Origin of the sequence: Rhizobium sp. RM, from assembly GCF_013390595.1 — a bacterium.
In the GTDB taxonomy this organism is placed as follows: domain Bacteria; phylum Pseudomonadota; class Alphaproteobacteria; order Rhizobiales; family Rhizobiaceae; genus Agrobacterium.
In genome coordinates, this window is the sequence record NZ_JACAWV010000023.1 from 370,814 (window position 1) to 383,931 (window position 13,118).

13 protein-coding genes are annotated in these 13,118 nt (G+C 56.8%); 8 read left to right on the forward strand and 5 right to left on the reverse strand.

Translation table 11 applies throughout. From position 1 onward, the window contains the following. Positions 1-8: 8 nt before the first annotated feature. Genes HWX89_RS24340 through pxpB form a run of 5 tightly spaced genes read right to left on the reverse strand, consistent with a single transcriptional unit; the run spans position 9 to position 4,552 of the window. Positions 9-1,250, reverse strand: coding sequence for a hydantoinase/carbamoylase family amidase (locus HWX89_RS24340; protein ID WP_138792886.1), 1,242 nt, complete (start codon positions 1,248-1,250; stop codon positions 9-11). Then, positions 1,247-2,194, reverse strand: a complete 948-nt coding sequence (locus HWX89_RS24345; RefSeq protein WP_138792887.1) for an NAD(P)-dependent oxidoreductase — start codon at positions 2,192-2,194, stop codon at positions 1,247-1,249. Before HWX89_RS24345 ends, HWX89_RS24340 begins: the two co-directional genes overlap by 4 nt. Further along, complete coding sequence (locus HWX89_RS24350) at positions 2,191-2,841, reverse strand: GntR family transcriptional regulator (protein WP_138792888.1); 651 nt, start codon at positions 2,839-2,841, stop codon at positions 2,191-2,193. The genes HWX89_RS24345 and HWX89_RS24350 overlap by 4 nt, the downstream gene beginning before the upstream one ends. Further along, positions 2,838-3,806 carry a 5-oxoprolinase subunit C family protein gene (locus tag HWX89_RS24355; protein ID WP_138792889.1) on the reverse strand — a complete coding sequence of 323 codons (969 nt, stop codon included), beginning with the start codon at positions 3,804-3,806 and terminating at the stop codon, positions 2,838-2,840. Before HWX89_RS24355 ends, HWX89_RS24350 begins: the two co-directional genes overlap by 4 nt. Further along, positions 3,803-4,552: a 5-oxoprolinase subunit PxpB gene (gene pxpB / locus HWX89_RS24360; protein WP_138792890.1), complete on the reverse strand. Its 750-nt coding sequence runs from the start codon at positions 4,550-4,552 to the stop codon at positions 3,803-3,805. Before pxpB ends, HWX89_RS24355 begins: the two co-directional genes overlap by 4 nt. Before the next feature lie 207 nt (positions 4,553-4,759). On the opposite strand from pxpB, the gene HWX89_RS24365 reads away from it, so the two are divergent. The 8 genes from HWX89_RS24365 (at position 4,760) to HWX89_RS24400 (ending at position 13,090) form a co-directional block, all read left to right on the forward strand. Next, positions 4,760-5,533 carry a LamB/YcsF family protein gene (locus HWX89_RS24365; protein ID WP_138792891.1) on the forward strand — a complete coding sequence of 258 codons (774 nt, stop codon included), beginning with the start codon at positions 4,760-4,762 and terminating at the stop codon, positions 5,531-5,533. Positions 5,534-5,547: 14 nt separating this feature from the next. Continuing rightward, positions 5,548-6,402, forward strand: coding sequence for a D-amino-acid transaminase (locus HWX89_RS24370; RefSeq protein ID WP_138792892.1), 855 nt, complete (start codon positions 5,548-5,550; stop codon positions 6,400-6,402). A 333-nt stretch (positions 6,403-6,735) separates the two neighbouring features. Continuing rightward, positions 6,736-8,526 carry a mechanosensitive ion channel family protein gene (locus tag HWX89_RS24375; RefSeq protein ID WP_353505720.1) on the forward strand — a complete coding sequence of 597 codons (1,791 nt, stop codon included), beginning with the start codon at positions 6,736-6,738 and terminating at the stop codon, positions 8,524-8,526. 184 nt (positions 8,527-8,710) lie between these two features. Then, a complete protein-coding gene (locus HWX89_RS24380) occupies positions 8,711-9,334 on the forward strand; it encodes a TetR/AcrR family transcriptional regulator (RefSeq protein ID WP_138792894.1) in 624 nt (207 codons plus the stop codon). A 28-nt stretch (positions 9,335-9,362) separates the two neighbouring features. Then, positions 9,363-9,806, forward strand: coding sequence for an SRPBCC family protein (locus tag HWX89_RS24385; RefSeq protein WP_138792895.1), 444 nt, complete (start codon positions 9,363-9,365; stop codon positions 9,804-9,806). A 381-nt stretch (positions 9,807-10,187) separates the two neighbouring features. Next, the gene (locus HWX89_RS24390) at positions 10,188-11,174 is read left to right on the forward strand and encodes a TRAP transporter substrate-binding protein (RefSeq protein WP_246705268.1); all 987 of its coding nucleotides are present in this window, start codon (positions 10,188-10,190) and stop codon (positions 11,172-11,174) included. 77 nt (positions 11,175-11,251) lie between these two features. After that, a complete protein-coding gene (locus tag HWX89_RS24395) occupies positions 11,252-11,785 on the forward strand; it encodes a TRAP transporter small permease subunit (protein WP_138792896.1) in 534 nt (177 codons plus the stop codon). A gap of 3 nt (positions 11,786-11,788) precedes the next feature. Then, complete coding sequence (locus HWX89_RS24400) at positions 11,789-13,090, forward strand: TRAP transporter large permease (protein WP_138792897.1); 1,302 nt, start codon at positions 11,789-11,791, stop codon at positions 13,088-13,090. Positions 13,091-13,118: the final 28 nt, after the last annotated feature.

Genomic DNA, 13,118 nt, shown 5'->3' on the forward strand with positions numbered 1-13,118 from the left:
CGCCCCCTTCAAAGACCCGACCATGCACGGTGAAGAACCTGTACGGCCAATGCTAGATCGGCCGGGTTCATCGCCTCATCCGGATTGTGGCTGCCATTCCAGTTGCGCAGGAACACCATGACGGAATCCCAGCCAGCCTGTGCGAAGGCCGCCGCATCGTGGCCACCACCGGACAACATTGTCCGCGGTGAGAGGTTCATTTTTGCTGCGGCACCGGAAATTTCAGCAGCAAGACCGCTGGACAGTTTCGTTGGCTGGCTGCGAGATTGCGGCCCCAAAATGAAACGCACACCCCGGGCCTTTTCGATGCGCGCGATCTCGTTGAGCAGGACAGTATCTACCCGGTCCAGGACCCTATCGTCGTCGCTTCGGATATCGACACAGAAATCCAGGCGACCCGGGACCTTGGCGAAGGCATGTTCATTGCTGGCCGCATCGACCCGGCCGAAGGTCACGGCGAGATCTTGACCATCCTGCAAGACACGCTCCCAAGCCGCGTCCATACCCACGACAAGATCGGCAAACGCAAACACCGCATCTGACCTCGCTTCGCGCGGTGCACCGCCCGAATGCGCCCAGGCGCCCTCAATCGTTGCCTTGCGATAACGCAAACCGCCACGCACGCCGTGGACGATGCCGAAGGCTTCGCTAGCATTATCGAGGACTGGACCCTGCTCGATATGCAGCTCAACAAACCGCGCCGGCGCCAAGCCAGGCCCCCGCAGGACAGCCTCCGGATCTCCTCCAAGTTCTGCCATGTGATCGGCGAGTGTGCGTCCAGTATCAGCCCGCAGCGCTTGCATTTCTGGTGCGGTCAGCCTGCCGAGCGCGGCACGCGAACCGACGTACGAGACCGGAAACCAGACACTTTCTTCCGCCCGCGTCACCGTCACCACTATATCGCTTGACGGAACTTCACCGCTTTTGACGAATGCCGCGGCCAGTGCCACGGCGCCTGCCACCCCCGCCTGTCCGTCAAAAGCACCGCCCATAGGCACGGTGTCGAGGTGAGAGCCAATATAAAGCGGCGGGGCGGTTCGATCCTTGCCCGGCAGGCGCGCAAACAGGTTGAGCGCCGGATCACGCGTCACCTCGAGACCGAGCACCCCGCATTCCTCTGCAACAATCTGATGTGCGGCGCTTTCCAGTGCACTGTAAGATGGACGGGTAAAGCCTGGTCCCGGTTCGGATATCGCATTGATGCGATCTATCATCCGGTCGATCGTGTCCTTGATGAAAACCTCTGTCATGCCAGCAAACGCTCCGGTTCATTGAGTGCCGTCACCGGACGTTCTCCAGAAAGCGCGGTCAGAACATGCCTCGCCGAGCCGATGGCGACACGTTTCAAGGCTTCCAGCGTGGTACCCCCGAGATGCGGTGTGAAGATCACCCGTCCGCTGGCAGCAAGAGGACCAATCGGTGCATCGTGGGAATAAACATCCAGCCCCGCAGCTGAGATACGGCCGTCGGCGACGGCATCAGCCAACGCGTTCTCGTCGACCAGACCGGCACGCGCTGTGTTGATCAAAATGGCCCCTTTCTTGATCATGGAAAGGGCTTGTTGGCCAATCAGTTCGCGGGTCTCCTGCCTGAGTGGAGTGTGAAGCGACACCAGATCGCATTGGCGCAACCCATCCTCGAGTGTTGGTGCCCGCTCGAAACCGTCGATGTCGGCAACGCGTGGCGAATACACGAGAACGCGCATGTCCAGTGCCGCTTTCAGCATCTTGCCGAGGCCTGCACCTGTTGCGCCCCAACCAACGATAAGTGCCGTTTTTCCAGACAGCTCCGAAAAGGTCTCACGCTCGCGAAAACCGAAAAGACCTGCACGCTCATCACGATCAGCTGCGGCTATACGACGGGCGGCCGCAAGCGCGAGCCCGAGTGCCAGTTCGGAAACGGAGCGAGCATTGGCGCCAGGTGTGTTGCAGACCAGGATTCCTCGTGCCGTCGCTGCCTCCTTGTCAACCGCATCGTGCCCGGCACCGTGTACCACGATAACCCGCAGCCGATCGGCCGCCTGTATCGCTTCCGCCGACAAACCTCTGTCCCGCGTGATAACGGCATCGCACCCCTGAACATACTGCGACACCACGGCCATGTCAGGGCTCGGGCATATCACCGGTTCAACGCCCGCGGCTTTCAAGATCTCCAGACCGTCGGAGTGGACCGGTTGGACAATAAGACACTTCATCCCTCGTCTGTCCTTTCGGGAAATTGCTCCAGTTTTGCGAGAACGGCGTCACGCGCGTGTACTATGTGGTCTGCCATTATCCGGCCGGCCTCATCTCCACGGCCGTCACGCAGTGCCGCAATCATGGCTAGATGCTCATCGCAGCTTTTCAGAAACCGGTCCGGAACCTGCGTGTGGTCAAACATGCAGGTGCGACGGCGCAAATCCTCGATCATAGCCGCCATTGTCTCGCTGCCTGTGGAAAGGGCGATCGTTCGATGAAACTCGTCATCCACCTGACGCTGCTCATCATCCTCACCCGGGCCGTTCTGCTGCAGGTGCCTGACACGCGCCTCCAGACCATCAAGGATGCCTGGCGCGACCGCGGTTGCGTGCCGCGCACAATAGGATTCAAGCACCTGTCGTAAAAAGAAGATTTCCTCGACTTCCTTAGAGCTTAACAGGCGGACCCTCAGAAACCGGCCATCCTGTGAGACCAAACCTTCCGCCTCGATACGCTTGATCGCCTCGCGTACGGGTGTGCGAGACATTTCAAGCGCTTCGCCCAGCTTGGCCTCCTGCAAAGCGTCGCCTGGCGTCAAAGCGCCTGACAGGATCATCTGGATGATTTTGCCATAGGCTTGCTTTGCAAGCGGTTGCGTCGTCATGGCATGTCTCCTCGAACATTTTGCCGGTTCGGCTTTGTTACCAGATTCCCCAACACGTTGCGCAACGCAGCACGCTCGAAAATCAGCAACGCCTCCGCCTCATCTTGCGAGACGTAGTTGAACCGCACGCTGCGGCCGCTTGTAACCTGCGCAAGCCTTGGGAGATCGACGGATGCAACCGTGCCTATCTTCGGATAACCACCTGTGGTCTGCCGCTCCGCCATCAACACGATCGGCCGGCCGGATGACGGAACCTGAATGGAACCGGCAGACGTCCCGTCGGAAACGATGTCATGGCCACGCTCGGCATGAATTTTCTGTCCATCCAGTATTTGTGCCATCCGGTCTCGCGCAGCAGAAACAATGAAGTCCGCCTGCGTGAAGGCCTTGCGTGTCTCTGCTGAGAAATAGTCGTCCTGTGGACCCGGGACGACCCTGATCGGGCGCACTGATCGTCTCCACATACCACTCAACGCCATCTCGTTTTTCGAATGGGCTTCGTGAAGAGACAAGCGATCTCCTGCCTGCAGCCGGCGGCCGTCCAAGCCACCGACACCGCTGCGCAAGTGTGTGGAGAGCGAGCCAAGCACGGATGGCAAGTCTATGCCACCCGCGAACGCCAGATACCCCCACACGCAGTCGCGCAAAGCACCGATATGCAATTGCTGCCCCGGCTCCATCCTGTAGCTTTCCCACGGGTGCAGGGCCGTCCCATCGAGATGAATGCTGACATCGCCGCCCGTTACCGAGAACAGTGCAGGTTGCGAGACGGAAAACCTGCCACCGACACCGGCAAACTCCAGAGCGGCCGCATTGCCATGATTGCCGACGAGTGCATTGGCAATCCGGAAAGAGGGCGTATCCATTGGGCCGCAGCCGGATACGCCCGCATGGTGCAGCCCTTTCCGCCCAAGATCCTGAACGGTCGCCATCGGCCCGACCTGATGAATATCGAGCACATTCATGGCTGCAACCCCATGATGTTTTCACCTGCGGCGATAGCGCGATCGAGCTCGGCCCCCTCGCTCTCGCTGACAGGACGAAATCGAACGCGGTCACCTGCCTTCAACAGGAAGGGTTGAAGCCGTTGCGGGTCAAAAAGCTTGAGCGGGGTACGCCCGATAAAACGCCAACCACTTGGCCCGGCAACCGAGTTGACGCTCGCCTGCTTGCCGCCGATACCAACGGCACCCGCCTCGATGCGTTGACGCGGCGTCGCAAGGCGCGGTGTGTGCAGGGCCTCCGGCAAGCCGCCGAGATAAGCAAATCCTGGAGCAAAACCAATCATGTAGACGCGGTACTCGACAGAGCTGTGCATCTGAATAAGGGCATCGGGCGACAAGCCCTTCATTCCCGCCAACTCTTCGAGATCGAGACCGACGGTTCCGCCATAGACGACAGGAATTTCGAATTGACGGGATGGACGCGCATCCGCAATCAGCGAGGACAGACGCTGAAGCAATGCTCCAGAAAGCATCCGGCCCCGAACGATTTCAGGATCATACATCACCATCAGGGATCGGTAAGTCGGAACGAGCTCGTCAATTCCGTCGATGGGATTGACGGCAAGATCATCAGCAAGAGCAATAACGCGCGCGCTTACGCTTTCATCGATCTCGTCGGACAACTCAACAGATATGGCGCTATCACCGCAAGCAAGAATGCGCGGAAACTTGTCAGCCTCTCGAATCCGTATTTCCTTACCGGTCATGCACGCTCGATTCACGATATTAGTTTCATCGATATATTTCAGTATACCAGCAGTATGTCAACGATAACAGTGTGGTGAAGCGCTCGGCTCCTGAATCTGAAACCACGCGACAAGCTCGCTTGAATTTTGAGTATACCACCTGTATGTCCGAATGGATACATCTGCGGCGCGCACCGCGAAACGCTCAACAATAAGGGGAGCCGACCGATGGCAACAATCGATCTGAACTGCGACATGGGCGAAAGCTTCGGTGCCTGGACGATGGGCGAGGATGCGATCATGATGGACCTGATCACCAGTGCCAACATTGCTTGCGGCTTCCACGCCGGAGACCCGGTCGTGATGCGCGACAGCATTCTGGCAGCCAAGGCACGCGGAGTTTCCATCGGCGCCCACCCGTCATTCATGGATCTTTACGGTTTCGGTCGACGCCGCATCTATGGCGAACGCCCCGCCGATGTAGAGGCGCAACTGATTTATCAGATTGCCGCAATGCAGGGCATGGCGACATCGCTTTCCTGGCCCATGACGCACGTCAAAACCCATGGTGCTCTGGGCAACATCGCCGCCATTGAACCCGAACTTGCCAAGGTCTGCGTGAGCGCCATCAAGGCTGTCGATCCGTCGCTGACCTTTATCACCCTACCTTACTCCGAAACGATGAAAGCAGCCGAGAAAGCCGGGCTGCGCGTCGCCTGCGAAGTCTACGCCGATCGCACCTATGACGATAATGGCATGCTGACCTCGCGACAGACCGAAGGCGCAGTCATTCACGATCCGGCGCAAAGCGTCGAGCAGGTCTTGTCGATGGTCTGCGACGGGATTATTCCAACGACGGGCGGCAAGAAACTGCCGGTGGAGGCTGCAACGATCTGCGTTCATGGCGACACCCGCGGCGCGGCGGAAACTGCGCGCGCACTCCGCACGACATTAACACGGCACGGGCTGGAATTTGCCCCCTTCGCCAAACCAAACATCTGAACCGGAGATCCGCATTGACACGTACAGTTTACCTAAATGGAGAATGGCTTCCCGAGGCTGAGGCAAAGGTTTCAATTTTCGATCGCGGCTTCCTTTTCGCCGACGCCATTTATGAGGTCACTGCCGTCATCGGCGGCAAGCTCATCGACTATGCCGGCCACTCCGCACGCCTGCAACGATCCCTTTCCGAACTTGGCCTGACCAACCCGCTTTCGGCAGATGATTTGCTTACGGTTCACAGGGAGATCGTGCGCCTCAACAATATCGATGAAGGCCTCATCTATCTTCAGATTTCGCGCGGCGTCGCTGATCGCGACTTTGCATTCCCGGTCGACGCCAAACCTACAATTACACTGTTTACTCAGGCCAAGCCTGTTCTGAACAATCCGCGCAGTGCGACAGGAATAAGCATCGCCACAGTGCCTGACAGACGATGGGAGCGACGCGACATCAAGACCGTTCAGTTGCTTTACCCGTCAATGGCGAAGATGGAGGCGCTTTCTCGCGGCGCAGACGATGCCTGGCTTGTCGAAGACGGCTACGTAACCGAAGGCAGTGCTGCAAATGCGCATATCATCAAGAAGGACGGCACACTTGTCACCCGGGAGCTCTCCACTGCTCTTCTGCATGGCATCACCCGCGCCAGTATTCTAGACCTCGCCGTACAGGCAGGAATTCCGGTTGAAGAGCGTGCCTTTACGGTGGAAGAAGCGAAGGAAGCGGCGGAAGCCTTTGTGACATCGGCAACCAATTTTGCCACATCCGTCGTCAAAATCGACGACACAACGATTGCGGACGGGAAACCCGGCCCGATCGCTGCCAAATTGCGCGATCTCTACATTGAAAGCAGACTTGCCTCTGCAATCTGAGCACTAGCAAGACAATCATCTTGAGGACCGGCGCGAAAGCGGCGGTCCGTTCTGTTACACCAGCCATGCCTCCGTAATACATAGCCGGCCACGCACTAGAGACGCTGATTTTCCTTATATTCGTTATTGTTAATTAACAAACAAATCGTATTCGTGACCAGGGGAGAATATCATGGCCCTGCACACGATGACTTTGGGATTCGACGGTAGCGCGACATGAGACGGATTAGCCTAATTCTTGTGCTCTTGATAATGCCTGCGAATTCTCATGGTCAGGATGTCGCACGCCCAGCAAAGGTCGATGATCTCGTCCGCCTTCTTCAGGACCCCGAAGTGAGATCTTGGATCGAACGCGCTCCAGTCGCTTCGACGGTGAGCGAGACCGATCCACTCGACGTTTCGGCTTGGCAGGAATCGACCGGCAATCGGATTCATAACACCCTTGCTGCTGTCCCAAGCATACCTTCTGAGTTGGCAGGGGCCGCCGCCCGAATCCGACAGGACGCCATGTCGGGGACGGGAGCACCAATCTTCCTTTTTCTGATGGGGCTAGCTGCCGCAGGATTGATCGCCGAACGCTTCTACAGGCGATCACGTCAACGCAGGCTTGACCTTGTTGAGCGGATGCTCGCGGTGGGTGTTTTCTCCGTGACCATGGCCGTTGGTTTCTTTGTATTCAAATGGCCGCCGGTTGCCGGAAGCGTTCTATTCGTGGCCATCGTCGGAATTGTTGCGTACCGCTTCCTTTCTGCAGCATTCGCGTCAACTCCCTTGCAATCACCGGTCCGTTTTCGGCTTCGATTGTTCTCCGGAATACTGATCGTCGCTGTGGCTCTGGCATCCTTGGGGATGACTTTGTCCATCCCGCCGCAAGTGTCAGCCGCAATCGCCCTTTGCTTTTCAGCCATTCTGATGGTTATCGCAGTTGAGGGTGTCGTCTCGACATCGCAGAGAAGTCCCCGAATGCGGTTGGCATTATGCCTCGCTCTCGTGGTCGCCTGGAGTCTCTGGTTCTTCGGATTGAAGGGACTGTTCTGGCTTCTGATCTATGCGCTCGTCTTGCCTGGAATTTTGCGTGTGGTCGGACGGTCGGCGGAAAGCCTTGGCGGGACAGAGCCCAACAGCACAAAACGTGTTCTGATCGTGCGTGGCAGTAGAGCTGGCGTGATCGTACTTGCTATGGCTTGGTTATCGTTGGTGTGGCAGCTTAACCCTAATTCTCTCGTGCACATTAGTCCTGCGGTCACGGCACTAAGCTATGGTCTTCTAAAAAGCGTTGTCATCCTCCTGCTTGCGGACCTCGTCTGGCATCTCATTCGCTCGTGGATAGACCGGAGCCTTTCCGCGTCCGCAGACGCCGAGGCTGACGCAATGCATCTGGCTCGACGCTCACGACTTCGAACGCTGCTTCCCATACTTCGGAACGTGCTTGCCGTGGTCGTCGCAGTCATTGCTGGGTTGATCGTGCTCTCCGAACTTGGCGTCGAGATCGGCCCCCTTGTCGCCGGGGCAGGGATTTTTGGCGTCGCCTTGGGCTTCGGTTCGCAGACACTCGTCAAGGATGTCATCAGTGGCGTGTTTTACATGCTAGACGACGCTTTTCGAGTTGGTGAATATATACAGTCGAAAAGTTACAAAGGAACAGTGGAAGGCTTCAGCATCCGTTCCGTTCGTCTGCGACACCATCGCGGACCGGTATTCACGATCCCATTTGGTGAACTCGGTGCGGTACAGAACATGAGCCGTGATTGGGGTGTCGTGAAGTTCAGAATCTCGCTTGGCTATGGAACTGATGTTGAAAAGGTCCGGAAACTTACAAAGAAGATCGGTGCTGGTCTGATCGAAAACCCGGAATTCGGAGAACTCTTCATCGAACCGCTAAAGATGAAGGGTATCGAGGAATTCGGAGATTACGGCATACAGGTAAGCTTTGGAATGACGCTCCGCCCCTCACCCATGCAGTCTTTCGTTCGACGACGCGCGAATTTTCTTCTGAGGGAAGCTTTCAAGGAAAATGGCATTGAGTTTGCCACACCTTCCGTACATGTCGGCGGTGACGAGAAAGGTGCAGCAGCTGCAACCGTGATCATGGCCCATCAGGCAAAAGAGATACAAGCGCCCTGAAATTGAATGACCTGGCGGCCAGCAATTGCCGCCAAAGAAAATCCCGAGCTTTGCAGAAGAAACTCAGGATGTAATCCATCTTGCCAAATTCCTTGTCGTTTATCCTCGAACCCGTAACAAACTAAGGATTTGCCTTGATTAAATACCAACTAGTCTGTATTTAATTTATTCAGAGGAGATTGGGATGGCACGCAGGCAAAATCCATCGACGAGACCGAGTCTGCTGGAGGCAGCCTTTGCGGTTATCCGAACCAAGGGCTACACCGCGACAACGGTTGATGACGTCTGCGCAAAAGCCGACTTGTCAAAGGGTGCGTTCTTCCATCATTTCTCCAGCAAGGAAGAAATGGCGGTTGCCGCAGCGGACCACTGGTCGCAAGTCACAGGAGCAGTATTTGAAGCAGCGCCCTATCACAGTGCCGCCGACCCGCTTGATCGTCTGCTGGCCTATATCGAGTTCCGAAAGCATCTGATCGCAGGAGAACTCCCTGATTTCACCTGCTTTGTCGGCACGATGGCGCAAGAGGTCTACGAAACGAGTGCGCCGATCCGGCAAGCCTGCTGGAATAGCATTTCGGGTCATGCCGACACACTCGTTCCCGACATCAAGGCGGCCATGGCTGAACATCGGGCGATCGGTTCATTTACGGCAGAAAGCCTCGCCCTGCACATCCAGGCTGCCATCCAGGGCTCCTTCATTCTCGCCAAGGCAAGTGGCGACCCGAAGCAAGCCGTCGAAAGCCTCGGCCACCTTCACCGGTACATCGAGCTATTGTTCGGCCGACCGGCAGTTGGCCATAAAAATTGACTGACCTTGAAACCAATGGGAGGAAATCATGCCAAGCACTATCCGTCTACATCGCGTCTTTTCGACCAAACCCGAAAAGCTCTATCGTGCATTTATTGAACCGGACGCCATCGCCAGTTGGCTCCCACCGTTCGGCTTTACGTGCACGGTTCACGAACTGGATGCAAAGGTGGGAGGCAAGCACCGGATGTCATTCAGGAACTTCACCACGGGCGACAGTCACTCATTCGGCGGCACCTATCTCGAACTCGTGCCTGGTGAGCGCCTTGTCTACACCGACAGTTTTGAAGATCAGAACCTGCCAGGCGAGATGAAAGTGACGATCAGCCTGAAGGCCGTTCCGTCCGGGACTGAGGTCAACATCGAGCAACAAGGCGTGCCAGACATCATACCCGCTGATGCGTGCTACCTCGGTTGGCAGGAATCGTTGCGAAAACTCGCCAAACTCGTTGAACCGGACATTACGCAATAATCCACCATCACTACTCACTGGCCGCCTCATGAAAAATTACAGGCGGCCAGCGCTGCATTTGCGCCTGCTTGAGCGTGTCTGCAAAGACAGGAGCCAGCCAATAGCGCCCATGCTCCCCTATCCGAGAAAAACCTCTTAAGCCCCTGCTTTTCCGTTTCCTTCTTTGTTTTCGACACGGTGTTTGCGCAAGCGACTGACGCGTGACGCCATGCCTCCATGCGGCCACAACCCTTCTCGCAGAACAAATATTCATCACCTTATTGCGTCGCACAAAAAACGACCATATAGTCCTGATGCTCGGAACACGGCTGGTGTACCGAAATAAATCGACGCCAGATCGATCCTGCTACATGCGAGCCAGAAACAATAATGAAGGGGTTCATGACGATGAAAAATGCAATTCTTGCCGGGTTGGCTCTGACGCTTGCCAGCTTTGCAACCTCTGCTTTTGCCGAGACAGCCTGGGACATGTCAGTCGTATGGCCGGAGGGTAATTTTCACACCAAGAATGCGATGAAATTTGCCGACACGGTCAAGACCGTAACTGGTGGAGAGGTTGTCATCACCGTTCACTCCGGCGGTGCGCTCGGCATCAAGGGGCCTGAAGGCATGACCGCCGTACGCGACGGCATTGTGCCGATAGCAGACATCCTTATGAGCCAGCAGGTGGGCGAGGCACCCGTGCTCGGCGTCGAGACGCTGCCTTACCTGGCGCCGACAATGCCCGACCTTGCCCTGTTGCACAAATTCTTCCGCCCCAAGATCGAGGAAGTCGCCACCTCGATGAACCAGAAGCTTCTCTACATGGTTCCGTGGCCAGGACAGGCCGTTTACTCACCCAAACCCATCGAAAAGATTGAAGACGTCAACGGGCTGAAAATCCGCGTCGTCGATTCCAACGGACACAACTTCTTTCATGCGCTGGGAGCCCTCCCCGTCCAGATGCCATGGGGCGAAGTCGTGCCGTCGCTTGCCGCGGGCACCATCAATGGTGTCACCACCTCTTCATCTTCGGGCGTCGATGGCGCCTTCTGGGAGTTCATGAAGGACATGAGCACCTTCAACTGGCAGGCATCATCCAACATCGTCACCGTCAATCTCGACGCCTGGAATGCATTGTCTCCAGAACATCAGGCAGCCATTGAACTCGCCTCCAAGCAGCTTGAAGGCGAATTCTGGCTTGTGAGCCGCGCCGAAGACGAAACCAAGCTCGCTACACTGAAAGAAAAGGGCATTACCGTCACCTCGCCATCGCCGGAGCTCAAGGCAGCGCTGATCGAACGGGCCAAACCGCTATGGGACGACTTCCTCAAGCGCGTGCCGGATGCCGCACCTTACGTTGAAGCCTACCTGAAGGCACGGAACTAAGTTTCTCCTCGTCGGACATGAAGGGGTAGCCGGTCCGCCGGCTGCTCGCCCCATTCTGCGCATTCTGGAGAAGCATCATGCACAGACCACCCAATCCTGCATTCAATGCCATCATTGACCCGATCGATCGCCTGACCGAGGTTGGCAACACACTCGCCGCCATCTCGCTGCTTGGTATCTTCACTCTCATCGCCTGCGAGATATTTCTCAGGAACGGTGTTGGCTATTCACTACCCTTCGCTTGGGATGTTGCAGCCTATCTGATGGCGGCCAGCTTCCTTCTTGCTGGTGCAAGCGCTCTGAAATCCGGCTCCCACGTCCGCGTAACAGCAATCGGCGAGATGCTGTCTTCGTCCGGTGCGCGCTGGCTGGACGTCGTTGCCTGCCTCGTCGGTCTCGCTATCTGCGTTGCCCTATCCATCGCGCTCACCGACATGGCTTTCCTTTCCTTTCAGCGCGGCTCGACCTCCTCGTCCGTCATTCGCATTCCGCTTGTTTATCCGCAGGTCGCCCTGGCAGCCGGCGCGATCATCATGAACTTGCAAATGCTGGCCCAATTGTTGCGGCTTCTCCGCGGTGAGACCCTTTCAACCGGCCCAGGACTGGAATGAACCATGGGAAAAATTACCTTCAGCCTGCTCGGCCTGATGACACTCATTCTGGGAACCGGCGTCTGGATCGGACTTGGCCTTGTCGGTACGGGGGCTGCCCTCGCAGCACTATTTCGCCCGACCCTGCCTTTGTTCAAGCTTCTCGCCCAGCAGGCGTGGAACACACTTGTTTCGCCGGAAATGTTGGCACTACCACTGTTCATCTTCATGGCGGAAATTCTGTTCCGTACGAAGATCTCCGAAGCGCTCTTTTCCGGCCTTGCCCCTTGGCTACGCCATGTACCCGGACGCCTCGCACACATCACGGTGCTTGGCTGCACACTTTTTGCGTCTGTCTGCGGTTCTTCTGCCGCCACGACGGCAACGGTTGGGCGCATCACGGCCAAGGAGTTGATCTCACGCGGCTATAACCGCGACCTTATCACCGGTAGCCTCGCGGGAGCCGGAACCCTCGGCTTTCTCATTCCGCCATCAACGATCATGATTATCTATGGGGTCATGGCTGAGGAATCGATCCTCAAGCTTTTCATGGCCGGTATTCTTCCAGGTCTCCTGATGGCCGCTTCCTACATGGGCTATATCGGCATCAGGGCGTTGATGAACCCTGCGCTTGTCGGAGAAGCGCTTCCACCCACGACATTCCTGCAAAAGCTTATCGCATTGAAGGACCTAGGACCGCTGTTGCTGCTTATCATCGGCGTGGTAGGCTCCATGTATGGCGGTATAGCCTCGCCAACCGAAGCTGCAGCTGTCGGTGTGGGTGGAGCAATCATCATCGGTGCTCTGCAGAAGACGTTGACGTTCAAAAACCTGATGCAAGCTGCAAAGCAGGCTGCTGACTCCTGCGCCATGATCGGCCTCATCATGGTAGGAGCCATGTTCCTCTCGACCGTTATCGGTTACCTTGGCATGCCACGTTATATTGCGGGTACGATTGAAAGCTGGGGGCTGTCGCCTTTCATGCTCATCCTCGTCCTGCTGATCTTCTACATCATCCTCGGAACGGTCATGGAAGGTCTCGGCTGCATTGTCATGACGCTGCCGATTACCCTGCCTCTGGTTATGGCCGCAGGCTACAGCAAAGTCTGGTTCGGTATCTTTATCGTTATCGTTGTGGAGATGGCACAGGTTTCTCCGCCTGTCGGGTTCAATCTGACCGTCATACAACGCCTCACCGGAGACAGCATGGCTCGCATCACCCGCGCCACCATGCCGTTCTTTTTCATCATGTGCGCATTCGTACTGCTGATCGCGCTGTTCCCGGAAATCGTGTCGATCGTTCCGGACATGATGGCGAAGAACTGAGACGAAGCAAAAAACCGGCCAGTGGAAG